The sequence below is a fragment of the Leptospira saintgironsiae genome, from assembly GCF_002811765.1.
GTDB lineage: Bacteria > Spirochaetota > Leptospiria > Leptospirales > Leptospiraceae > Leptospira_B > Leptospira_B saintgironsiae.
This window is the reverse complement of record NZ_NPDR01000001.1, coordinates 368,701-391,326: the sequence shown is the minus strand read 5'-3', so window position 1 is coordinate 391,326 and position 22,626 is coordinate 368,701. Positions and strand designations below refer to the sequence as shown.

Sequence of the window (22,626 nt, the reverse complement as noted above, 5' to 3'; positions counted from 1 at the left end):
ATGAATAAAAAGATCTATTCTTCTCTTCCAGTTTTACTTACCCTTCTGTTCTTTGGGTGTGTAAAAAAGAATCCGAATGCCGCTGATTACTTTGAAAGATATTTTAAATACCAAGACTTTATCCAAACTGAATTCAAAGACGATCCTGTTCGTGGTATTTTGTACGGAAATCCAGAAGCAGATTCAGAAGATAAGTTTTACAAGAAGGATGGTTATCTTGCGCTTTCCTTTCGCTTGAGTGAGAGTGGCGGCCGTTTCAGAAAAGAATTATCAGATTCCCCCCTTTCTGTTTTTCCGGAAAGTCCTTATTCTATCTTTGTAAAAACAGAACCTACAGAATTTTTTACAAAGCCGACTTATAAGATCACTCGATCAGTAGAGATGATTTCCCCCGAAGTAAGCGTGTTCGATATTTTTCCATTGATCGAAGAGTCTATCCAATATCTTCGCAAGGCAGAACCAAATGTAGTTTTAGAACATTCTCCTCTTCAAAAATTCTTATGCCATCAATTTGATTGTGAGATTAAAAAAGAGAATGGAGAACTCTTTCTGATGTATACACTTTCGGAAAGAATGAAGGAAGAATTCCCGATCGCGTATAAAAAATGGAATAAACGATTAGGTCAGGTTGCTTTTAGATTTCAATTATTCCAACCTGGAGGTTTTACTAAGGGTTGGGAATTTTATAATGAGGGGAAAAAAATTATATTAGGAATTCCTGAATCTCCTAAGGGTTACTGGGCTTCTCCCAAAGTTTTACATCTCAGAACTTATATGTTTATCAATGTTTTCGGATTAAAGATAGATGTTCGAGGTTTAGGATATACACTTAAATTCAGTCGTTCTGGGAACACAGATACTGTCACAGGATTCTATAGTAAAATTCCTGAAACTACGATAGGAGGTAGATTTCTTTCTATCTTCCCACCCGGCGCAGTGAATTTCTTCATTCCAGGGAATATGGATGAATATGCCGAAGGAAGTTTTAAACTTTTGGTAGAAGGATCTGACGGCAATGGCGGGACACGTTTCGAAAATAAAACCAAACGTAACGGGAACAAAACTAAGGTTCTTCTTACTACTCAGTCTGAAATTTTCAGAGATCGTTTTCTTCCTTTTAAATCGAGCGACGAAGATGATGAGCCTTCTTTTTTTACTGAGCTTGGAAAAAATATCGTATTAGATTTAAGAGGTAAATGATCCTCAAAACTTCAAGTAAACTTGAAGTTCGTAAAACCAATTTAGAAACTTTCCAAAACTGCTTGACTGGACCTCTTTCACAAATAATCCTAATCGGATTCGGTTAACGACCGAATAATATTTTTAGAACTGTGTTCGGAGGAATCATGGAATTAACCCTGTTTACCACCACGAACGGGCTTTATTACTTAGTTAAGTACATTCACTTTTTAGCTGGGGTAACCTGGATTGGAATGTTGTATTACTTTAACTTTGTACAAGGTCCTTTCTTCAACGAAACCGATGCGGATACAAAAAAGAACGCAACTCAGAAATTAGTTCCACGCGCATTATGGTGGTTCCGTTGGGGCGCAATGTTTACCTTCTTGTCCGGTATTGCGATGATCGCTATCGCACTCGGAGCGCAAGGCATTCCGCATAATTCCCAATGGGTCGTAGTAATTCTAGTAGGTGCACTTTTTGGAACGGTAATGTGGGCGAACGTTTGGTTCGTTATCTGGCCGAATCAGAAAGTTGTGATAGCGAAAGCTAAAGGAGAGACCACTGTGGATCCTGCTCCCAATGCAAACCGCGCTTTCGTGGCTTCTAGAACTAACACTTTCTTCTCTATTCCAATGCTATTTGCGATGGGAGCGGCTCGTAACCTTCCTATTAACTATAGCCCAGAGAAGTTGAGAGTTTTCCTCGGAATTATCGTACTTTTGATCGTGATTTTCGAAGTGAATGCTTTAACAGCAGACCAAAACGGTCCTACTGTTAAACCGATCAAAACCGTAAAAGCTGTAATTACAAGCGGAGTGATCTTTGCTTTAGTTACTTATGTTCTGATGGAAGTTCTTTTAACTGCTTAAGGAATATTGAATGAATCCATTCCAAATCAATCGGAGTGGAAGCGAGAAGGGCGGTAATCACCGCCTTTCTTTTTTTAGCTTTCTACTCTTAGTATTTTTTGCGGCGGTATTCTCTTTCTGTAAAGAATCTAAACCGCTTTCTCCGGAAGCAGAAGCTGGTAGAGGATTGTACATGGCAAACTGTTTGGCTTGTCATAATGCAAATCCAAAACTGGATGGGGCTGTTGGGCCGTCTGTGGCAAATTCTTCTTATGAATTATTGGAAGCTAGAATGAGAGGAGAATATCCTCCAGGATACGTTCCTAAGCGCCAGAGTACTGCAATGACCCGATTTAATTTTACTGAAGCTCAGATAAAATCTTTAGAAGAGTTTTTGAAACAGTAAGAAGTTTAGCTTCGGCGAGAAGGTTTCTACTCGCCGTTCCTTTCTACTTAATTTCGTCCGATAGAGAGTCGAACATTTCTAAGAATGTCGATGATCTGCTTATGGATCCTTCCATTAGAAGCTACTACTTCTGCCTGACCGGATAAGAAGTGTTTCCCTTGAAAGTCAGTGAGTTTGCCGCCAGCTTCTGTTAAGATCACCGAGCTTGCTACTGTATCCCAAAGTTTTACGCCCTTCTCCCAGATTCCGTCGAGCACACCTTCTGCCACCCAACAAGTATCTAAAACAAAAGATCCAGTCCTTCTCATGGATCTACCGCAACTGATAAATGCAGTGATGTCGGAAATGACCTCATTCAAAATTTCCTTTCTGTTTGTAGGAAAGCTGGATACCAAAAGAGATCTTGCAAGTGCATCTGTATTAGAGACATCAATTCTGAGTCCGTTCTTGAATGCACCCTGGCTTAAGATTGCAGAGTAACGTGTGTCCAGCTCAGGTGCGAATACGACACCAGCGACTGGAGTTTCTCTATGTTCTAAACCGACAGACACACAATAAAGAGGGATCCCTCTTACAAAGTTCATGGATCCATCAATCGGGTCCAGAACCCAACGGAAAGAATTGCTTCCGTCATGTTTGAAATAATCTTCTGAGATGATTGAGTCGTTTGGAAAGTTTTGTCGGATAAAATCGATCAGGAATTTTCCCATCAATTCGTCGGCTTTATGAATACGTTCTTTCTCTTCGGAGTCGCTTACGATCCCGAATACACGGATCTCTTTTTGGAGTTTACGAGCGGATTCCAGTATAAGCCCGGATACGGATTGGACTGATTTCACTCTCTTCTTCACTTCTTCAAGAGGGAAATCTATGGGAGGTGCTAAGGATTCCATGTTCGGGCTTATGTCCTTTCTGCCCTCAAAATTTTCCAGGTCATGTTTCCTGAAGGGGAAATGATCCTCTCCGACTTATGAGATCGGAGCCATGAGAAGAATGAATTTCGGGCAGATTCTTCTAAGGTCATGCTGCCTGGTCTTAACAAAAGATCAACAACTTGGTGAAATGAATTAAAATCCTTTGCGATCCTATCTAAAGAAGGATCCAGAAATCTGGCGGTCAATGTAAGGTATTCCACCGCTAAAGGAGCGAAAATTTTTCCAAGAGTCCAATCTGCAGGAGTGATCCCGAGAGACTCATGGATAAAGCTTACTTGCTTAGAATAATCCACTTCGTCAAAAATTTCGGAATATGTATGCCTAACTCCTTCGAACGTATCTGTGGAGATCTGGACCATGAAGTCTGACTCTTGGTACTTTTTAGCAGTGAAGTCTATCACCGCATCTTCTAAGACTGTAAGAGAATCCAAAGGAATTACCCGAGAAGAAAAGTAAGCTCTGTTTGTATAAACGGACATAGTTTTTCCCTGAGAAGCTTGCGCGTAAATATCTTCCTTGGGTGCTCCACCCAGATGCATTACATGAAAACTAGTAATGATAGCAAATGGGGGAAGTTTTTCTCTCCATACTTCTGGAGAATTTTCTCTGAACATTTCTCCTTCGGTATAAAACGGTTTGATCAGAAATAAACGATCAATATCTCTTTTAGGCCTGGGTTCGGGAAGAACAAAAGAATCTGCAACTAACTCAGGAGCGTATTGCAGAATAGATTTTAAAAAATTTTCTGCAGCGTTAAACTCTATTTCGAAAACAGAAGTAGAAGGTAGAATAAACTTTTCTTCGAACTCAACGAATGAAGTATGAAGGTTATCCACATAAACGGAATTTTCCTTGTTTCTTCCATTCGAATGATTCTGTAAGAGTTTGTTTAATTCTTTAACTTCATTCAGCTTCATTTTTTCGTTTTAGGCAGGATCCTCACCTCGTATGGTTTGAGTAGCTTGAAACCGGCAAGAGCCTTCTTACCGGAATGATTGATAAAAATTTCGTAGTCTTTGGACTTTCCTTTTCTAAAACTGCGCTCAACTGTTGGGCCGTAAAAAGTAAAAGGTATGCCTGCCATTTTTAAGATTCTTCTATATAATAGCATAAACGAGATCGGACTCAGACTCGCTCCAACGTATACGACAGATCCTTTTCCAAATCGATTACAAGTTATGACAGGTTTTCCTTTATAAAATTTCTTATTATCAGAATATCTTGCCCAAACTTTGGCAGTACTAGGTTCTAAGATCTCACAAATTTTAGAGCAGGTCCCTGGTAATACCCTGAATTGGAACTTAACGTTTCGATTTCCAACTGCTTCAAACTTTCTCACTTTGACCCCAGCCATTTCGGAGAATGGGCCAGGCACCTGTGAATCCAACATCCAAGAGTTTTTGTCCTTCAACCCTGATCTGTACCCTAAAACTAAAACACCTCCTTCTCTAACGAATTGCTCTATTTTTTTAACAATAGAATCATCTACCATTGCATAAAGGGGAAGGACCAATACTTTATATTTGGAGAAGTCAGTCTTTGAGATCGGTAGGAAATGAGTGTTTACGTTTAGAATATTCAAACCTGCAAACCAAGTGGCCATCTCAATATCATAACCAACTTGCGCGAATGGCACAGGACTATGTTTTAAACCGGAAGAGATTGGTTGGTGTTTGAAATTCCTTGCATTCTCTATATCATGAAGAACAGCAACATCTGCAGGAAAATGTTCAGAAGCAAAATCCTTGGCTTCAGGCAAAATTTCGGAGATCCCTTTTTGCAATTCTAAGTATCTATCAGTAAGCGATTTGTCGTGATCTAGAATTCCATAACAAAGTTGTTCTTGTCCGAATCTTGCAGTTCTATATCTGAAAAATACAATTTGTTCTGCACCTTGGATGATCGCTTGTTTCATCCAAAGTTGGATCTGACCTGGAGCAGGAAGATAACCTAAAGTATCATGTCCTTGGAATCCTGAAATTTGTTCCATCACAGTAAAAGGAAGATCCTTTAATCCTCGATTGTATTGATGCATTGCAGAGATAAATGGATGAGGGAAAGGTTCTTCTTGGTCTCCCCAAGTAGGATAATTATCCCAAGAAACGTAATCTAAGTGAGTGAATAATTCGCTCATATCTATCACAGGGAGAAAAGGACTCGGATATAAGTTCGTAGTAAGTTTTCTATTGGGAGAAAATTTTCTCACAATATCAGATTGTAATTTTACGAAATCCGCAATCGTATCCGAATGAAATCTGTAAAAGTCTTGGATCATAGAAGGATTAAATCCTGCACTCACATGAGGCCCTGGTAGTGGGATCTCATTCCAATCATTGAAGATCACTCCCCAGAAAATATTTCCCCAAGTATCATTTAGATTTTGGATCGTTTTGTATTTAGATTTCAGCCAAAGACGAAATGTTTTGAGAGAAGTTTCCGAATGATCAATATCTGATCCTTCATGACCGATCTCATTATCTATTTGCCAACCGATTACAGCAGGATGATCTCCTAATGTTTGGGCCATCTTAGTAACAACCCGAACTACTGCTTTCCTATAATTTGGAGAAGAAAAACATGCCTGTCTTCTTGTTCCTATATTTCTTAAAACCCCATCTCTCACTTGAAGAACGTCAGGATATTTTTTAGCAAGCCATGGAGGAAATGTGGCTGTTGGAGTTCCTAGGATCACATCCATTTTATGTTTATGAAAGAGATCCAACATCTTCTTCCAAAAAGAAAAATCAAATTTGCCTTCTTTAGGTTCAACTAAGGCCCAAGAAAATTCTGCGAGACGGACTCTGGTCAATCCCATGTCTTTCATGATCCGAATATCTTCTTCCCAATCTTTGGGAGTCCATTGTTCAGGATAATAATCAGCTCCGAAAATCATTCGGTCCTCGCATGTTAAAAAGGTAGAGACGATGTTTCTCTTGAGGGAAGATCTTTCCAGAAAGAAAACCGGTAAATCCCATCGAAATTCGGAAAAAATACTGTCTTTTCGATACGATTCAGGGAGAATAGATAGAACCTCGTCCTACAAGGTCGGGAATCCAAACATTGCATGGAAAATCACGACATATACCAGTATGGGATTCTTCCCGACGTTCACTTTCGTTTTTCCTCAGCCGAAATTTCCTACGCAGTAACCGCAGCGTCTAACTTACACGGTTTCGATGATGCAGGTACGGAGCTTCTGGCAAGGACGATGCTTGCCGCCTTCTTCTTAGCGGATCTAGTAAAAGATGACACAAAGGTAAGTGTTCAAATCCGCTTTTATGATGACACTGAGATTCATTCAGTTTTAGCTTATAGCACTCGTGATGGAAAACTAAAGGCAACTCTAAGACATCGTCCCGAAGAAGATATAGAATCAGGACAGATCTCAGAGGAAAATTTAGGAATTTTAAAAGTATTCCGTTGGAAAGACGGAGAATGTATTTATCAATCCATTGTTCCTTTTAGAAACCAAAGTTTCGAATCAAATATTGAAAACTATTTGAGAGACTCTGAGCAGGTTCCTTCCTTTTTAGTGGCTTATATTAAATTAGAAGGTTTGCATTGGAGGATCAAAGGTTTATTCTTACAAGCATTGCCGGAAGCAAGACCGGAGCATATAGATGCAGTTAGAGAATTAGCCGGAAAATTAGAAGAAGAAAAATCCAAAGTTTACGAAGGAACTGTTTCTCAAGCATTAGAAATTTTGCAATCTTCTTGGAATACAAAATTCGAGATCTTGGCAACAGGAAGACCTGAATATAGATGTGATTGTTCTGAAGAGAAGATCAAAGAACTGATCCAAAATTTAGGAAAAGAAGAAGCAATGGATATCGCAGAAGAGCAAGGACAGATCGAAGTCACTTGCGAATTTTGTAATTCCATCTATAGATTTCCAAAGGCAGAGGTCTTAGAGTTATTTTAAGTAATAGAATGTTAGGACGGTTTGAAAATCTTACCTTAGATTCTATCGATCTACCTGTCTCGAAACTTGCAGGAATCCTTGCGGCTGTCTGGAAAGAAGGAAAATTTCCCTTAGTTCTTCTTTCCGGAAAAATGGGTTCAGGCAAAACCACTTTCGTTTCTAAACTTGTAAAAGCTCTACTGGATGAATTGAAACCTGGATTGGATAAGTCCAAACTCTTTGTAAATTCTCCTACTTACACTTTTATGAATGAGTATCCGTTTCAAGAGATCCAAAACCAATTGGGAGATCCATTAGAGATTTTTCATTTTGATCTTTATCGGATCGGTTCTTCCGAAGAAATTCCAGATCTTGGGTTTGAAGAATATTGGAACGGCAGAGGGATTTCACTGATAGAATGGTGGGAAAAAGCAGAACCTGAATTTAAAGACAGAAAATTCCGAATCAAAATCGATTTGGAAGAAGCAGACGAAGACATTAGAAATTTGCAGATTGAGTTTTTGGGAGAAGAATGGAGCAGTTCTGATCAGCAGATTACGTCCTTCCTGAAGTCTGAGAAAGCACTATGACAAAAATATTATTCTTCGATGCTACCAACTCTTGGATCTTAGTGGGCTGTTATCTTAAAACGGAAGATGGCAAACTAGAAAAACTTTCCGAGCACAAAGAATTGCATAATAGAGAATCTTCCCTATTACTCATTAAGGAAATTTCCAATTGTTTGAAGGTTTCTAATTGGGAAAAACCTGATATAATAGTAACTGCTACTGGCCCAGGATCCTTTACTGGGATCAGGATCTCAGTGGCAACTGCTCGTAATTTTTCGCAGATCTGGAATATTCCGGTTTTGGGAATTGATAGTTTAGAATTGTACTCCTGCCAATATTATGCGGAATCAGAATCTCCCGTTTGTGTAGGAATAGAAGCGAAACAAGGAAAAGTATATTTCGGTCTAAGGGACTCCAGAGGTTACTGGGGAACTATAGACATTGCTCCGGATTTGATTCCGGAAACCATCCCGGAGGATAGGATAGGCTCTTATCTTACCGGAATTAAGTTCAGCGACTCTCCCGAATTTTTTGCGGGAACAAATATGAAAGAAAATCTTCCTTCGCCGGAAGCAAGTATATTGGAAAAGTCCAGTGAGATCAAAAAGGCGTTATCTAAGCCAGAAGATCATTCGTATTTACAATTGGTTCCGAACTATCTGAGAGGAACTTATGCTGATGATAAGCCTAAGGTATATTATACATGACACAAAAAAAGAAAATAGTTAAACAAATACAAACAAAGAAAAAAACAAAAACCGTAGATAATAGTGAAAACAACAAAGGATCTAAGAGATCTGTTTCAAAAGACTCAGAAGAAAATGAATTAAGAAAAAAGATCAGAGAAGCAAAGGAGAAGGTCGCTAAAAAGAAAAAAGACCATAAGTCTTCTCGCTCTTCTAACTTCGAAGTTTTTCCTGTAGAAAAAAAAGTAAAAACGCAAGCGCCACCTTCGGTCCCTTCTCCGCCTAAAAAAGAAAAAGAATTTAAGGCTCCTAAGTTTAAGAAAGAATCAAAACAGGAATCTCATGTTCCTGCATCAAAGCCCAAGTTTTACGATAGAAAATCAGGAAGTCATGATTGGGAAAGAGAGAATGAACCTGGTAGAAAACTTCTAAAATTTTTCCGTTCTAACGCCGGAAAGGTTCTCTCTATGCAAGAGATTTACTCTAAGTTCGTTGCTCATGCAGGACAGAAAAAAGGTTTTAGAAGAGAAAAATGGGAAGCTCAGGAACAAAAACGTTCCGCTGAAGAAGTTTTAGTATTTTTCGAAAAAGAAGGCCTGATTGAGATCCAAAAAAAGAATATTATAGTTCGCCCCAACCAAACCTTAAGTGGAACAATCTCTTTAAGTAAAAAAGGAGATGGCTTTGTAAAGCTGACTACTGGCACTGAGGTATTTGTTCCGGGCCAGTATACTTCTTCTGCGATACAAGGTGACCTTGTGGAAATTCTTCCTACAGGTATTGGCCGCAAAGGAAAATTAGAAGGGGAAGTTGTCTCGGTTCTCCGCAGAGGTCGTGAACTTTATAGAATGAAGGTCACTGAGAAGGATTATAAATTTATAATCGGGACCTTCTTAGATATGGACGGAGATCTGAAAGAAGGTTTCCTTCCCCGCAAAACATTACTCCAAGATCTGCAAGATGAGATCAATATAGGAGATGTTTTGATCGTAACATTAAAGCAAGATTCTGATCACGAAAAAAATCTATACGAAGCCCACTTTGTTCGTTTTGAATCGGATACCAAAGAAGACACGGATCTGATGAGAATGCTTATGAAGTACAATTATACTATCCTCTATCCTGAAGAAGTAAAATTGGAAGAACTTCCTGATGAAGTGGACGAATCCACAGTGGATAATTGGAGCTCCAGAGTTGACTTAAGAGAACTTAAATCCATCACAATAGATGGAGAATATTCCAAGGACTTTGACGACGCGATCTCCTTTATAGACGAAGGCAAGAAGATCAGATTTTACGTTCATATCGCAGATGTTTCTCATTATGTTCAACCTGGTTCTGATCTAGATATAGAAGCGTATGCGAGAGCCACTTCCGTATATTTGGGAAGTAGAGTTGTTCCTATGCTTCCTCCTGAACTTTCTGAAAATCTATGTAGTCTTGTGGCTAAGAAGAATCGATTGGCATTCACAGTCGAGATGGAAGCGGACTGGAGTGGAACAATCTTCCATGCTAAGTTTTATAAGTCCATAATCAAAGTAGAAGAAAGATACACTTATAATCGAGCAGAAGAAGAGATCAAATCTGGAGATCCTAAAAATTGGATCTTCCAAATGATGAAATTTGCTGACATTCTTAGAAAGAGAAGGCTGAACTCTGGAAGAGTAGACCTAAATCTGAAAGAGAATAAGGTTGTAACTGACTCAGAACATAATGTAGTAGAGATCAGACCTGTGGATAGACTGCAGGCGCATATCTTGATCGAAGAATTCATGCTATCTGCAAACATCAAAGTTGCAGAGTATATTCGCAAAAAAGAAAGACCCACTCTATATCGTGTCCATGAACCGATGGATGTAGAAAAACTGGAGATGTTAAATTCATTCCTAAATTTGAATGGAGTCAATGCTCAGCTTCATGATACAAACTACGAATCCATTCGACATGTCTTGCAAGTGATTGAAGGAAGCCCTTCAGAGCGACTGTTCAATATTTCTCTTTTAAGAAGTTTTATGCAGGCTTACTATTCAGGGGAATATCTGGGGCATTGGGGTTTAGGTTTCAAAGACTATTGTCATTTCACTTCTCCAATCCGCCGTTATCCTGACTTGGTTTGCCATAGGGTTTTAGAGAGTATTCTACTCTCTGAAGAAGAGCCTTATTCTGAGGAAGATATCAAAATAATGGGGCTTCATACTTCTCACGAGGAAAGAAAGGCTACTGATTCGGAAAGGGATTATTATAAACTCAAAGCTTGTAGGTTCTTAGAAAAAACAGGCATCAAAGAATTTACTGCAACTCTTGTAGGGTTTAAAGCAGCAGTTGCATTTGTGGAATTGAATAATCCACCAGTCGAAGCAATCATCCCTGCGATAGAATTTACTGACGAAGGTGAGTTACAAGCAGAGACAGACTTCACATTCTATTCTAAAAAATATACCAAACAATATTCATTAGGTGAAACCTTCCTTGTTGAATTGGATAGAATTGATTTTGAAGAAATTAAAATTTATGTGAAGATGAAAAAATTCCAAAAGAAAGGATAGACAAAGTCGAACATATTCCAGAACATTCGTTACGGCAAACTTTGTTATTTCGAACAAAGTTTAGGAGTTAGAATTGGAATCGTTTCTGGATGAGAAAGTTTCTCGTAGTCGCTTTCTAAAGTTTTTGTTCAAAACGGCAGCCATCTCGGCTATCCTAGTTCCTCAAGCTTCCTGCAAACCTGGATCTATTCCTAAATTGCATGGACTGAGTGATTCTGAATATCTCGCTTTCAAATCTTTGGAAGAAGTTTTCCTGGTAGGAAATCCAATCCAAGGATTCGACTTGGGAGTGGCTGCAGATAAGTATATCTACGGTCATCCTTATCCTATCGATACAGAATCCGTATTGAAATTATTGGCATTCTTGCCCGGATCTTCTCTTGTTTCTCTTGCTTTGGATTTTTCTTTCACCTCTATGGTCGGGCTTTCCAAAGAAGATAGAGAGAAACGACTTCTTTCCTGGAAAAACTCTTCCTTATCTTTGAAAAGGGGCGCTTATAATATCATGCGCCAGCTGTCCTTCTTCTTAGTTTCTATGGAAAGAGATTATAACGAACTAGTGGGATATAAAGGTTAAGAACTATGGGAGCGATTCCTGAGGCAAATTATAAGATTATCACTCCGGAAAAACATGAAGCTTTGATCAAAGAGCATGGGATCAAAGACGGAGTTTGGAAATTACAAGCAGAAGCTGTCATCATAGGTTCCGGCGCGGGAGGAGCAGTAGTCGCTGCCACTCTTGCAAAAGCAGGATGGAAAGTGGTTCTGATCGAAGAAGGCGGGTATTTCACTCCTGCAAAATTCACCGGTGATGAGTTTCTTTCCCAAGCAAGATTATATAGAGATGCGGGATTTATCATCGCAGAAGAGCAAACTCTTTCTATCTTACAAGGAAGAACTGTAGGAGGTTCTACCACTGTAAACTGGCAAACTTCTCTTTATCCTCCTGATTACGTGACCAACGAATGGGATTCCCGCTTCGGTTGGAAAGGTTACGGAAGACAAGAAATGGACGCTTATATTGCAGAAGTCCACGAAAGAATCGGTGTCCATGAAGTTCCTCCGAATTTGATCAATGCAAACAACAATACCTTGATGAAGGGTGGAAAAGCGTTAGGTTTACATCCAGAAGTATTAAAAAATAATAATAGAGGCTGTATTGGTCTCGGCCGATGCGGTTTGGGCTGTCCTATTAATGCAAAACAATCTGCATTCTTAACTTGGATTCCTGATGCGATCGAAGCAGGTGCAACTGTAATCTCAAATATGAGAGCACAATACATCCAAGACGGAGATATCAAAACTGTAGTTGCAGAATTCACTCCTGATCCTTATGAAAAGGCTCCAAACAATGTTTTGGAAAAAGTAGTGATCGAAGCACCAGTGGTGATTGTGAGCGCTGGTGCTATCGAAGGTCCTGCATTACTGCAAAGATCCGGATTAGGAAACGATTGGGTGGGAAGAAATTTAAAAGTTCATCCTACAAGCACGAATTTTGCGATCTTTGACGAGACGATCAATATGTTCTCTGGACCCCCTCAATCCGCAGTGATTAAAGACGGTCATAACCAAGACAATACTGGTTACGGATATTGGTTAGAGGTGGCACCTTTCCGTCCTACGTTAGCAAGTTCACTGATTCCTTTTTATGGGCAGAGACAATTCGATGCCATGAAGAAGTATCCGAACATGAGCGCAGGTATTGTGCTTGTTCGTGATGGAGCAGACGGCGAAGCAAACGCTTCTGTAAAATGGTCCTTGGGAAGAAGAAAAGTCTATTTCGAGATCACTCCTACCGACGGTAAAAATTTACTCAAGGGTTTGAAAGCTCTCGCAGAAGTGCAAGTTGCTGCTGGTGCAAAGGCGATCATATTCCCATTCCCGGATGTCCTTGATCCAATTCCTGTGGATAAAAATTCTAAGTTTGATTGGATCTTGGATAAGAGTATCGAACCAGGAAAGATTGCGATCGGATCTGCTCACCCTCATGGTTCTATCCAAGCATCTAAATCAGCCGACTTAGGTGCAGTAGATATGGATTTCCAACTCTATGGCCATAAGAATATTTTCGTAATGGATGCTTCTGTATATCCTACAGGATTATCAGTAAATCCTCAAATAACGACCATGAGCGTGAATCTTAGAGCTGCAAGAGCCTTGGCTCAAAGAAAGGCAGAGGTTTTAGGAAATAAATAATTCCTTTGAGAAGGCGAGAATTCCACTTTATTCGTGGCGTTCTCTTCCAAAATTGGATAAATGCCTTCCTTCTTTTGTAGTATTCGGAGGGAAAATATCGGTCTTACTAGTATGAGTAAGCCGTTCTTTTCTCTACTGATTTGCTTTAGCATATTCTTCTTTTCCAATTCTGTCTTCGCAGATATGAAAGAAGGTAAAAAAGCTTATTCCAGAAAAGACTACACAGAGGCTCTCAAACAATTCCAAAAATATAACGATGGAAACCCTTCTTCAGGCGAGGCCTGGATGTACATGGGTTATATCTATGAGAGCAAAAAAGATTATAATAAGTCCATCCAAGCATTCAAAAAAGCAGTCAGTTTAAATCTTCCTAAAAAAGATTTAGTCAATTCTCTTACAAAGATTATCCTCTATCATAATTATCAGAGAGATTACGGAGAAGTGATCTCATATTCCAATCGATTATTAAAGATCGATCCGGACCTTTCTCATATCCAAAAGATTAGAGCTGCCGCAGAAGAGAGATATTCTTCCGGTGGACCTCGCAAACCTGTTTATCATGAAGAAGAACCAGAACAGGAAAGTGTTTCCAGTCTCGAAAAAAAGTTAAAACAAGATCCTAATAACAAAGAGATCCTTTGGAGACTTGCATTAGCTTATTATAATGAAAAAGAATTTGCTAAATCTGAATCTATTCTTTCCGGATTAGTCAAAAGTGAACCGGAGAATGTGGAGTATGGTTATAAGTACGGGGCTTTGCTTGTGCGAGTCGGAAATTACGACGACGCACTTATTGTTCTGAATCGTATAGAACCTAAGATCCCTTCTGAAAGAGAAAAATTACTTTATTATACACATCTTACTCAAGCGGCCGCTTATCATAAAAAGAAAAACTTCGAAGAGGCATCTAAGTATTATAGAAAGGCTCATGCTAATAAACATACAGTCCTTCCTTTGATCGGTCTGACCAAAATTAAATGGCAACAAAAGGATTGTGATAACGCGATCAAAACCGCAGAAAAAGCTCTCGAATACGGAGAAAAGACTAGAGAGATCCGAATGTATATCGGCCTCTGCAAGATACAGATCGGTAAAAAAGAAGAAGGTTATGATCTTCTAAAAGAAATCGGTTCGGCTATCGAAAAAGAAAATCCAGAACTGAAAGAACTTCCGGACGTATATTACGACGGTATCTTAAAACTCGCCAGATATTATACAAACAACGGCAACTACGAAAAAGCTCTTAAATATTTCCATGCTGTCCAACCGGACGAAGAAGAGATCAGAGAATATAATTTCTATTTAGGTAAAACTTATCTATACACTGGTTCCGTAGACAAAGCGATCACTCATTTAGAAAAGGTAGAAGATTCGGCCGGGGCTTATTACCTTTTAGCAAAATGTTATTCTGAGAAGAATGACCAAGAAAGGACGATGTCCTATATTAAAAAATCTGGAAGTATTAAATCTTCCTATTGGGTTTCTGCAGAAAAAGATAAGGCTTTCAAAAAGTTTAGATCCGACGAGAATTTCAAAACATTCTTAGAAACTCGTGCTGGAACAAGAGATCATAAAAAATCGGAAGATGATAAGGAAGAGGACGATTCCCAAGACAGGGACTAATTCTCTATTTTCTTTTAGATAGAAGCGTTTCCAAATCCACTTGGCCGGGAGCCTTTGGCTCTCCCAAACAACAATAAGTGAATTGAGATCCTATCTTTTCAGGAAAGATCCTGAATTCTTTTCCGGATTCTCCCATTAATATACCACAGAAACCGATTGGAATATTTTGTTTAGCACATAGTTTAGAAAGTTTAATAGCAGACTCTTGGAATTCTTGAGATTCCTGATCGTTTTTCGGAAGTGCTGCTATTTTAAAAATCCTTTGGAAAGGAAGTCCTGACTTAACAGTTGCTAAAACTTCTTCAGTGACAGGTCTTAAGAAGAAGAGTAATTCTTCGTAATCAGGAATTCCAGAAAAACTATGAACAGATCGGATGATCCCGAAACGATCCTCATCGATTCCATTAAATACAGGATTATCCTTATCCAATTCCAGATCTATATAATGTTTTCCTGATTCTAATCCGGAGAGTAAAGGGGCAATATTCTCTATATTCCAGACACCTAAACTTTTCAGGCTGGAATCTTCTGGTTGTCTATATGTGAATACACAAGACGCATTTAGCTCTTTTATTTTATGTAGGATCTTTTCGGGAGTGTCTTTGTCAGAACGAAATTGATCCAAACGTATCTCTAAAAAATCGACCTTAGGAAGAGTTTTTAGTTCAAAAAACTCCTCTTCGTTCAATGTAAGAATGATTCTTATTTTTTGAGATTCGTTACTCATCGAAAATCAGAGTCCTTTCTGTAATAAATCGTGGATAGAAACGATCCCGAGCAAAGCTCCATCTTTGGAAACAATGGGAGCTACAGAGATAGGTTTTTCTCTTCTTTCCATGGCTTGTAAAACATCATAAGCCATGATCCCGCTTTCGAATACGGTAGGCTGCGAGTTCATTAGATCTTTTGCTTTGATAGATTTATCTAATTTTCCATCATTTAATAATTTTCTAATATCATAATCTGTTACAAATCCGATCAACTTTCCGTTCGGATCAGCAACTCCTGTTGCTCCCACGAGTTTTTTTGTGATTTCGGAGAGAACTTCTTCTAAACTTGCATCGGAGCCAACCTTTGCAAGTTTGTCTCCCTTTCTCATCACATCGTCCACTTTCAGGGATAATCTTTTTCCGAGTCTTCCTGCAGGATGATATAATGCGAAATCTTCTTTTTGGAAATTTCTAAGTTCCATCAATGCCATAGCAATCGCATCTCCCAACATCAATGCAATTGTTGTACTTGAGGTAGGTGCAAGTTCTAAAGGACATGCTTCTTTTAATACTGGAGTTAAGATTACAATATCGCAGTCCAATGCTAATCTAGATTGAGGATTTGCAGTTAATCCTACTAATTTGGCTCCGATACTTTTTATGGTAGGAAGAAGATTGAGTAATTCTTCACTTTCTCCACTTTTGCCTATCGCGATGACCACATCGCCTTGTGCTAAAATTCCAGCATCACCATGGGCAGCATCAGATGGATGAAGAAAATAAGAAGGAGTTCCTGTAGAAGACAAAGTGGATGCGATTTTTTTACCTACGTCTCCGGATTTTCCTACACCGGTTACGATCACTTTTCCTTTGGATTGGAATATGAGTTCGACTGCTTTTTCTACATTTGGATCTAGGTTCTCTCTAAAATGAAGGATTGCTTCGATCTCTGTATCCAAAGCTTTTTTAACTTTATCTAATGTATTTCCCACTTCTAATTCTCCTCGTCCGTTTCTAATAGTTCCGAATCCAATTCCAGGGATACGGTAGTATCCATTCCGGAAATAGAAACAAGAATAGACGACTTACTTCCTTTTCGGATCACTCTTGCTCTTAAATCTTTAAAAGGTCCGTTTTTGATCAGAACCTTTTTACCTGGAGCGAGCATCTTCTCCCTTTCGATCTTAATCATATCCGGATACTCAGTTACGAGTTGGCGGATTGCATCAATATCTTCCTCATCAATTACGAGAGGAGTTTCTCCGATCGAAACAAATTTTACTGCCCCTGTAGTTTCTAGGACTCTTAGTTTTTCTATTCTTATATCAATTTTTACGAATACGTAAGAAGGAAAAACAGGGATCAGAACCGTTTTGATCCTGTCAGACCATTGTTTTTTGGTCGAGATAATCGGCAAGTATTGGGTTATTCCCTTTTTGGAAAGTTCTAACGCTAACTTCTTTTCGGCCCTAGAATTGGTATAAATTGCATACCAAGATTTAGAAGATTCACTCATCTGATTCAATGCGAAAGGATACTGGAATAATTATTATATTTCCTTCCGGCAATTGAAATTTCCAGCTAGAAATAGATCTTCTAAACTGAGTTTCAAAAACCTTATATTTGCAAGGTTTGATAGTGGTGACTTTTTTAGCCGCTCCGTTAGGTCCTATCACAACTTCCCAAGAACAATCAGATTCTAATCTTTGTTCCAATGCTTCCGGTGGAAAATGGATCTCATTTTTAAATCTTTCAATCTCTGCTTCTGGAGTGCCGGCCAGGCCCGAATTAGAAGAAACATCTGGTCCTTCTCCCAAACTTTTAGGAAGTGAAAAATGTAAACTTGGGATTTGTCCTTTGCTAAGACTTAGTTTGATCTGTTCGGAAAAATTTTCGGGGTTTAGATTTCGGAATAAATAGTAAGATAAAAATAGGGCCGCATGAATTGAGAGAGAAATGAAAAAAGAAACCCTTGAGTCCATTGGATTGATACGATTTTACAAGTATATTAAGCATTGAATTTTTCTTGAATCGAATTTTCGGGCCTATGAAACTCTGCCCGATGCAATCATTCGATTCTGTTCACGGTTCTTCGATCGAGATCATTTCGATTTTGGTCACTTGTTCCTTTGTAGGTTGGATCACAAACTATATAGCAGTTCAGATGATCTTCTATCCTATTAAGTTTAGAGGCTTTGGAATTCTAGGTTGGCAGGGAATTATTCCAAGACATTCTAAAAAAATGGCCGGACTCATTTCAGATGTGATGATGGAGAGATTGATCCGGCCTTACGATCTTTATAAAAAAATAGATCCGGTGCAAATTTCAGATCTGATCCGAGATAGGATCGGAGAAAAATCCTCTTCCATTGTTAAAGATATATTTTTCGCGGACAACCCTGTGATCTGGAAGATGGTTCCGGAAGAAGCAAAACAAATTTTAGAAAAAGAGATTCGAGAAGACATTCCCAAAAAAATACAAGAGATCTATACATCTTTTGGCAAAAACTTAGAAAGTATATTAGGGATTGGTGATTTAATCAAAGAATCTCTTTCGGGAGAAAATGCAAATATTCTCTCCGAAATTTTCAGAAGATGTGGAGGCCCCGAATTTAGATTTATAGTTCGTTCTGGGATTTATTTCGGTTTTTTGATTGGTTGTGTCCAAGTCTTGTTCATCGCGTATTTGAACCAATGGTGGACCATGCCGCTCATGGGAATTTTTGTAGGTTATATCACCAACTGGCTTGCGATCCTTATGATCTTCTCTCCCTTGCGGCCAAAGAACTTTTTAATTTTCAAGTACCAAGGTCTTTTCTTAAAAAGACAGATAGATGTTTCCAGAGAATTTGCGTCCGTAGTTGCTTCTAAAATTTTAGATCCTGAAAGTTTGATCGGCGTAATCTTCAAAGGAAAAGGAGGAGATCTGATCATTACAGAACTTCTTTCCAAATCCAAAGAACTGATGGATGAGAAATTGAAGAAAAAAATTCCATATGCTTCTTTGATCTTAGGTTCTAAAAAACTGGAAGAACTAAAGGAGAAGATTGCGAATTCTATTTTGGAGCTAGTGCCTGAAACAGCAGACAAAATGAAGGACTATATCGAAGAAAGATTAGAGATCGAAAAATTAGTCTTTGAAAATTTAAGTATACTACCTCCTGAAGAATTCGAACATCTCTTGCATTCTGTTTTCAAAGAAGACGAGGCCATCTTAATTAGCTTAGGAGCATTTCTTGGTGGAATTGCTGGGAGTATCCAAGCATATCTCGTTTTTATAAAATAGGAAACACGGTCGGTTTTAATATACAATCTTCTATAAAATAAACCGAAAGTATTATTGTTTAAGAGAATATTTTACAGATTATTTCTCATTCAAATTCTGACTTGATAAAATCAAGATGCGAGTTTCCTAAATTCGCTATACCAAACTTGACTTCATAAAATTACTGAAAATATGAGAAAGAACCTACCGGTTACAGGTCGAGAAATTCAGTTTGCTGAATCGGCGGTAATTATTTCCAGAACAGATTCAAAAGGAAAGATCACTTATGTTTCCCAAGATTTTGCGGATGTAAGTGGTTTTTCAGAAGAGGAGATGCTAGGACAACCTCATAATATTGTCCGTCATCCTGATATACCTCCTGCGGTTTATGAAGATCTTTGGAGCACAGTTCAATCCGGTCGTCCTTGGAATGCGATCGTTAAGAATCGCGCAAAGAATGGAGATTACTATTGGGTGGATGCCACTGTTACTCCTGTTCTCGAAAATGGAGTGATTACTGGTTATATGTCTGTTCGTAAGAAGACGAACAGACAACAAATAGAGAAGGCAGAAAAACTTTTTGCAAGAATGAACGGAGAATCAAGGTTGTATAGGACCTTTTTCTCTTTTGTAAATTCGATACGAGTAAAATTCGGATATCTTGCTCTTGTAACTTTCACATTCGCATGTATATTCATTCCTTCTTCTTACTTAGGACTGAAATTATTTTTAACTGATCCGGTCGCTTCTACCATAACCTTTCTTGCAGTTGTTCTGGGATTTTCTCTTTGTTTGAGAACTATCTATAAACTGAAAAAGAAAATGTCCGAGACCTTGGAGATCGTAGGCAAGGTAGTGAATGGAAATCTTGCCTCAGAATTTCCAAGGAAAGAAGGGATAGAAGACGCAGACAGAATTTATTCTAACTTCAGATGTATGACCATTAGTCTTTGGGGACTTCTTGTACAAATGAAAGAGAACTACGAGAGAAATTTAAAACTGTATGAGGAATTATTCCAATCAGTAGGTTCTTTCGAAAGAGTCTCTCAAAAACAAGCTCATGCTGTCCAAGAAACTGCTGCTGCTTCTCATGAACTTTCTAAAACAATTGATGAGATTGTATTAACGATTAGCGAACAAACCAGAAGTTTATCCAATGTTAACGATAGCATTGGTTCCATAGATATGTCCTTGGGAAAAACTTCCGAATCCATGCAAAACTTGGAGTCACAAGCTGGGAATGTGGCGGATAAAGCAGACCAAGCAAAACAGATCTTTAATGAAGCAATCCAATCCATGGAACAGATAAGATCTTATTCAAATGAGATCAATAAGATCGTAGGCATTATCACAAGCATTTCAGAACGGACAAATATGCTCGCGCTAAACGCATCTATAGAATCTGCAAGGGCTGGAGCGGCAGGAAAAGGATTTTCAGTAGTTGCAGATGAGATCTCAAAACTTGCAGAACAAACCAAGTCGAGTATCAAAGACATTACTCATCTTGTAAAAAGTACATCTAACTCAGTCGAAGAAGGTGCTCTGAAAGTGGGACAATCTGTAGATGTATTCGAGAATCTTCAAAACTATATAGAAGAAGTTCATAATTCTGCATCCAAAGTAAAAAGTCTTTTATTAGAACAATCTAAACGACTTGGAGAAATTCGAAGTAGTTCTGATCAGGTTTTAGTTTTAGGAAAAATGATGGCTGGAACTTCTGAACAACAAAAACTTTCTGCAGGTGAAATTTCAGACTCTATGAGTGCTATTTCTAAATCAGCAGAAGACATAGCTGCAACTTCGGAAAATATTAGACATTCAGTAAAAGATACTTTGGAACATTCCCAAAAATTTGGCGGAATTTTGAGCCATTTTAAAACAGATTAAATCGCAAAAAGCCGATATTGATTCTAGAATGGAGAATCGTTTCCTAAGGCTTGCACTCTTACTCGCGATTATAGTGACTCTTCTTTCCTATTGGAATCATGGATGGGTTTCTTATCTAAAAGACTTCGTGGTTTTTATTCATGAAGCAGGACATGCGATCGCAACTTTGATCTCCGGCGGTTCTGTTCAAATGATAGAATTGAACGGTGACGAAGCAGGGCAAACTGTTGCATCTCCTACATCAGGTAAAAGTCCTTTTATATTCGTAGTCTCCGCAGGTTATTTGGGTTCTTGTTTGGTCGGAGGATTTTTGATCAACAGAGGATTCAAAGGAAGTCTGGTTCGTCCCACTTTGTTACTTTTGGGAGGGGCTGTTTTATTACTTACTTTAAAGTACACTTCTTCCGGAGGGCTTGCTCAAAGAACAGGTTTGCTTTGGGGTATTTTTCTTTTAGTCTCTTCGTTCCTTCCTTTTGGTTGGGATAGATTGATCACTGTGTTTTTAGGGACAAGTGTGAGTTTGTATAGTTTATACGATCTCTTGGATTTTACTGAAAATGTTCAAAACACTGATGCAGGTATTTTAGCATATTGGGCAACTGGAACTTCTCCGGGTGGAACTGTTCCGAAATCAGTTTTATTCCTGGGATATTTGATTGCTCTGCTCTGGTCCTTTTTTAGCGTATCCATCATATTCTTTTCATTGAAGCGAGCGGTAGCTCCTCGTCCGGTTCCGGATGAGACTCCTGGGTTTGATGAAGGGCCGGTGTTAGGTTTAGACAATCCCTTTCCTGGAGAAGTAACTCCAGAAGTATTGGAATGGTTTTTGAGCAGAGGTTTGGATCTGAACGGTAAACCTCTTCCACCGGAATTTATGGATATAGAGAGAATTGATGGCTAATAGAGTGCTAGTGACCGGCGGAGCCGGATTTATCGGATCTCATTTATGCGAAAGATTGATACAAGAAGGTAACGAAGTTATCTGCGTGGATAACTTTCACACCGGAAGAAAGAAGAATGTTGAAAAACTTCTCTCCAATCCTCGCTTCGAACTAATACGTCATGATATCACTGAGCCGATCCGACTCGAAGTAGATCAAATCTATAACTTCGCTTGTCCTGCGAGCCCAATTCATTATCAATCAAATGCAATCAAAACTATTAAGACCAATGTTCTCGGAACTACGAATATGTTGGGACTTGCTAAAAGAGTAAAAGCAAGGATCTTACAAGCTTCTACTAGCGAAGTTTATGGAAACCCGATCGAACATCCTCAAAAAGAAACTTATTGGGGAAATGTAAATCCAATCGGAATCAGAAGTTGTTACGATGAAGGAAAGAGGGTCGCTGAAACTCTTTGTTTCGATTATCACAGAAATCATAAAGTGGACATAAGAGTCATTCGTATCTTCAATACGTACGGACCTCGTATGCTTCCTGACGATGGAAGAGTTGTAAGTAATTTTGTGGTCCAAGCACTTGCAGGAAAAGATATCACAGTTTATGGAGATGGTTCTCAAACTAGATCCTTCTGTTATGTGGATGATCTTGTAGATGGTATCATTAGAATGATGAACACTCAGGACTTCAATGGACCTGTGAACTTGGGGAATGACGGAGAGTTTACTGTCAAAGAATTAGCAGAGTTAGTTTTAAAAGAGACCGGCTCTTCTTCCAAGATCATTTATAAAACTCTTCCTCAAGACGATCCTGCCCGCAGAAAGCCAGATCTGACTTTAGCTAGACAAAAACTGGGTTATGAACCTAAGGTTCCTTTATTAGAAGGAATCAGGAAAACGGTCGATTATTTCAAAAATCACTTGGATTAATCGTTCGCCGAGAAAATCTGGACCTACTTTTCCCCTATAAGGG

General features: G+C 38.8%; 21 protein-coding genes. 14 read left to right on the top strand and 7 right to left on the bottom strand.

The window, feature by feature from the left end; all coding sequences use genetic code 11:
- The 3 genes from CH362_RS01825 (at position 1) to CH362_RS01815 (ending at position 2,436) form a co-directional block, all read left to right on the top strand.
- Positions 1 to 1,200 carry an LIC10025 family lipoprotein gene (locus CH362_RS01825; protein ID WP_100708647.1) on the top strand — a complete coding sequence of 400 codons (1,200 nt, stop codon included), beginning with the start codon at positions 1 to 3 and terminating at the stop codon, positions 1,198 to 1,200.
- Between the two features lie 146 nt (positions 1,201 to 1,346).
- Complete coding sequence (locus CH362_RS01820; protein WP_165780216.1) at positions 1,347 to 2,051, top strand: urate hydroxylase PuuD; 705 nt, start codon at positions 1,347 to 1,349, stop codon at positions 2,049 to 2,051.
- A gap of 10 nt (positions 2,052 to 2,061) precedes the next feature.
- Positions 2,062 to 2,436 (top strand): c-type cytochrome, encoded by a 375-nt coding sequence (locus CH362_RS01815; protein ID WP_100708645.1) that lies wholly within the window; start codon positions 2,062 to 2,064, stop codon positions 2,434 to 2,436.
- Positions 2,437 to 2,483: 47 nt separating this feature from the next.
- On the opposite strand, the gene CH362_RS01810 is transcribed toward CH362_RS01815, so the two are convergent.
- The 3 genes from CH362_RS01810 to CH362_RS01800 are packed head-to-tail and all read right to left on the bottom strand — an operon-like array spanning position 2,484 to position 6,264.
- Positions 2,484 to 3,329, bottom strand: coding sequence for an inositol monophosphatase family protein (locus tag CH362_RS01810; RefSeq protein ID WP_100708644.1), 846 nt, complete (start codon positions 3,327 to 3,329; stop codon positions 2,484 to 2,486).
- A gap of 8 nt (positions 3,330 to 3,337) precedes the next feature.
- Positions 3,338 to 4,288, bottom strand: a complete 951-nt coding sequence (locus CH362_RS01805) for an LIC_10030 family protein (RefSeq protein WP_100708643.1) — start codon at positions 4,286 to 4,288, stop codon at positions 3,338 to 3,340.
- Positions 4,285 to 6,264, bottom strand: coding sequence for a beta-galactosidase (locus tag CH362_RS01800; protein ID WP_100708642.1), 1,980 nt, complete (start codon positions 6,262 to 6,264; stop codon positions 4,285 to 4,287). Before CH362_RS01800 ends, CH362_RS01805 begins: the two co-directional genes overlap by 4 nt.
- A 171-nt stretch (positions 6,265 to 6,435) precedes the next feature.
- Between CH362_RS01800 and CH362_RS01795 the strand changes: the two genes are divergently transcribed.
- The 7 genes from CH362_RS01795 to CH362_RS01765 all read left to right on the top strand — a co-directional run bounded on the left by CH362_RS01795 (position 6,436) and on the right by CH362_RS01765 (position 14,892).
- On the top strand, positions 6,436 to 7,293 hold the full coding sequence (locus CH362_RS01795; protein ID WP_100708641.1) for an Hsp33 family molecular chaperone HslO: 858 nt from the start codon (positions 6,436 to 6,438) through the stop codon (positions 7,291 to 7,293).
- 8 nt (positions 7,294 to 7,301) lie between these two features.
- Complete coding sequence (gene tsaE / locus CH362_RS01790) at positions 7,302 to 7,862, top strand: tRNA (adenosine(37)-N6)-threonylcarbamoyltransferase complex ATPase subunit type 1 TsaE (RefSeq protein ID WP_100708640.1); 561 nt, start codon at positions 7,302 to 7,304, stop codon at positions 7,860 to 7,862.
- On the top strand, positions 7,859 to 8,548 hold the full coding sequence (gene tsaB / locus CH362_RS01785; protein WP_100708639.1) for a tRNA (adenosine(37)-N6)-threonylcarbamoyltransferase complex dimerization subunit type 1 TsaB: 690 nt from the start codon (positions 7,859 to 7,861) through the stop codon (positions 8,546 to 8,548). The genes tsaE and tsaB overlap by 4 nt, the downstream gene beginning before the upstream one ends.
- A complete protein-coding gene (locus tag CH362_RS01780; protein WP_100708638.1) occupies positions 8,545 to 11,073 on the top strand; it encodes a ribonuclease R family protein in 2,529 nt (842 codons plus the stop codon). Before tsaB ends, CH362_RS01780 begins: the two co-directional genes overlap by 4 nt.
- A gap of 73 nt (positions 11,074 to 11,146) precedes the next feature.
- Positions 11,147 to 11,650 carry a hypothetical protein gene (locus CH362_RS01775; protein WP_100708637.1) on the top strand — a complete coding sequence of 168 codons (504 nt, stop codon included), beginning with the start codon at positions 11,147 to 11,149 and terminating at the stop codon, positions 11,648 to 11,650.
- A 5-nt stretch (positions 11,651 to 11,655) separates the two neighbouring features.
- Positions 11,656 to 13,269 carry a GMC family oxidoreductase gene (locus CH362_RS01770; protein WP_100708636.1) on the top strand — a complete coding sequence of 538 codons (1,614 nt, stop codon included), beginning with the start codon at positions 11,656 to 11,658 and terminating at the stop codon, positions 13,267 to 13,269.
- Positions 13,270 to 13,380: 111 nt separating this feature from the next.
- Complete coding sequence (locus tag CH362_RS01765; RefSeq protein ID WP_100708635.1) at positions 13,381 to 14,892, top strand: tetratricopeptide repeat protein; 1,512 nt, start codon at positions 13,381 to 13,383, stop codon at positions 14,890 to 14,892.
- 4 nt (positions 14,893 to 14,896) lie between these two features.
- Here the strand turns inward: CH362_RS01765 and CH362_RS01760 are convergent, their stop codons facing one another.
- Genes CH362_RS01760 through CH362_RS01745 form a run of 4 tightly spaced genes read right to left on the bottom strand, consistent with a single transcriptional unit; the run spans position 14,897 to position 17,584 of the window.
- Positions 14,897 to 15,619, bottom strand: coding sequence for a type I 3-dehydroquinate dehydratase (locus tag CH362_RS01760; protein WP_100708634.1), 723 nt, complete (start codon positions 15,617 to 15,619; stop codon positions 14,897 to 14,899).
- A gap of 6 nt (positions 15,620 to 15,625) precedes the next feature.
- Entirely contained in the window at positions 15,626 to 16,594 is a 969-nt protein-coding gene (locus CH362_RS01755; RefSeq protein WP_100708633.1) for a KpsF/GutQ family sugar-phosphate isomerase, read from the bottom strand.
- Positions 16,595 to 16,596: 2 nt separating this feature from the next.
- Entirely contained in the window at positions 16,597 to 17,118 is a 522-nt protein-coding gene (locus CH362_RS01750; protein ID WP_208859513.1) for a UpxY family transcription antiterminator, read from the bottom strand.
- Entirely contained in the window at positions 17,111 to 17,584 is a 474-nt protein-coding gene (locus CH362_RS01745; RefSeq protein ID WP_100708631.1) for an LIC_10042 family TonB-like protein, read from the bottom strand. Before CH362_RS01745 ends, CH362_RS01750 begins: the two co-directional genes overlap by 8 nt.
- Positions 17,585 to 17,664: 80 nt before the next feature.
- Here CH362_RS01745 and CH362_RS01740 point away from each other — a divergent pair, with 80 nt between their 5' ends.
- The 4 genes from CH362_RS01740 to CH362_RS01725 all read left to right on the top strand — a co-directional run bounded on the left by CH362_RS01740 (position 17,665) and on the right by CH362_RS01725 (position 22,583).
- The gene (locus CH362_RS01740) at positions 17,665 to 18,888 is read left to right on the top strand and encodes a DUF445 domain-containing protein (RefSeq protein ID WP_100708630.1); all 1,224 of its coding nucleotides are present in this window, start codon (positions 17,665 to 17,667) and stop codon (positions 18,886 to 18,888) included.
- A gap of 171 nt (positions 18,889 to 19,059) precedes the next feature.
- Positions 19,060 to 20,754 (top strand): methyl-accepting chemotaxis protein, encoded by a 1,695-nt coding sequence (locus CH362_RS01735; RefSeq protein WP_100708629.1) that lies wholly within the window; start codon positions 19,060 to 19,062, stop codon positions 20,752 to 20,754.
- 28 nt (positions 20,755 to 20,782) lie between these two features.
- The gene (locus tag CH362_RS01730) at positions 20,783 to 21,655 is read left to right on the top strand and encodes a M50 family metallopeptidase (protein ID WP_100708628.1); all 873 of its coding nucleotides are present in this window, start codon (positions 20,783 to 20,785) and stop codon (positions 21,653 to 21,655) included.
- Complete coding sequence (locus tag CH362_RS01725) at positions 21,648 to 22,583, top strand: UDP-glucuronic acid decarboxylase family protein (protein WP_425269005.1); 936 nt, start codon at positions 21,648 to 21,650, stop codon at positions 22,581 to 22,583. Before CH362_RS01730 ends, CH362_RS01725 begins: the two co-directional genes overlap by 8 nt.
- The last annotated feature ends 43 nt before the right edge of the window (positions 22,584 to 22,626 follow it).

Excerpts from the sequence above, each read along its gene's own strand:
- CH362_RS01725 (WP_425269005.1), top strand. The coding sequence starts at position 21,648 with ATGGCTAATAGAGTGCTAGTGACCGGCGGAGCCGGATTTATCGGATCT.
- CH362_RS01750 (WP_208859513.1), bottom strand. The coding sequence starts at position 17,118 with ATGAGTGAATCTTCTAAATCTTGGTATGCAATTTATACCAATTCTAGG.
- tsaB (WP_100708639.1), top strand. The coding sequence starts at position 7,859 with ATGACAAAAATATTATTCTTCGATGCTACCAACTCTTGGATCTTAGTG.
- CH362_RS01820 (WP_165780216.1), top strand. The coding sequence starts at position 1,347 with ATGGAATTAACCCTGTTTACCACCACGAACGGGCTTTATTACTTAGTT.
- CH362_RS01810 (WP_100708644.1), bottom strand. The coding sequence starts at position 3,329 with ATGGAATCCTTAGCACCTCCCATAGATTTCCCTCTTGAAGAAGTGAAG.
- CH362_RS01825 (WP_100708647.1), top strand. The coding sequence starts at position 1 with ATGAATAAAAAGATCTATTCTTCTCTTCCAGTTTTACTTACCCTTCTG.
- CH362_RS01780 (WP_100708638.1), top strand. The coding sequence starts at position 8,545 with ATGACACAAAAAAAGAAAATAGTTAAACAAATACAAACAAAGAAAAAA.
- CH362_RS01765 (WP_100708635.1), top strand. The coding sequence starts at position 13,381 with ATGAGTAAGCCGTTCTTTTCTCTACTGATTTGCTTTAGCATATTCTTC.
- tsaE (WP_100708640.1), top strand. The coding sequence starts at position 7,302 with ATGTTAGGACGGTTTGAAAATCTTACCTTAGATTCTATCGATCTACCT.
- CH362_RS01760 (WP_100708634.1), bottom strand. The coding sequence starts at position 15,619 with ATGAGTAACGAATCTCAAAAAATAAGAATCATTCTTACATTGAACGAA.
- CH362_RS01735 (WP_100708629.1), top strand. The coding sequence starts at position 19,060 with ATGAGAAAGAACCTACCGGTTACAGGTCGAGAAATTCAGTTTGCTGAA.
- CH362_RS01770 (WP_100708636.1), top strand. The coding sequence starts at position 11,656 with ATGGGAGCGATTCCTGAGGCAAATTATAAGATTATCACTCCGGAAAAA.
- CH362_RS01730 (WP_100708628.1), top strand. The coding sequence starts at position 20,783 with ATGGAGAATCGTTTCCTAAGGCTTGCACTCTTACTCGCGATTATAGTG.
- CH362_RS01800 (WP_100708642.1), bottom strand. The coding sequence starts at position 6,264 with ATGATTTTCGGAGCTGATTATTATCCTGAACAATGGACTCCCAAAGAT.
- CH362_RS01805 (WP_100708643.1), bottom strand. The coding sequence starts at position 4,288 with ATGAAGCTGAATGAAGTTAAAGAATTAAACAAACTCTTACAGAATCAT.
- CH362_RS01740 (WP_100708630.1), top strand. The coding sequence starts at position 17,665 with ATGCAATCATTCGATTCTGTTCACGGTTCTTCGATCGAGATCATTTCG.
- CH362_RS01745 (WP_100708631.1), bottom strand. The coding sequence starts at position 17,584 with ATGGACTCAAGGGTTTCTTTTTTCATTTCTCTCTCAATTCATGCGGCC.
- CH362_RS01795 (WP_100708641.1), top strand. The coding sequence starts at position 6,436 with ATGGAAAATCACGACATATACCAGTATGGGATTCTTCCCGACGTTCAC.
- CH362_RS01815 (WP_100708645.1), top strand. The coding sequence starts at position 2,062 with ATGAATCCATTCCAAATCAATCGGAGTGGAAGCGAGAAGGGCGGTAAT.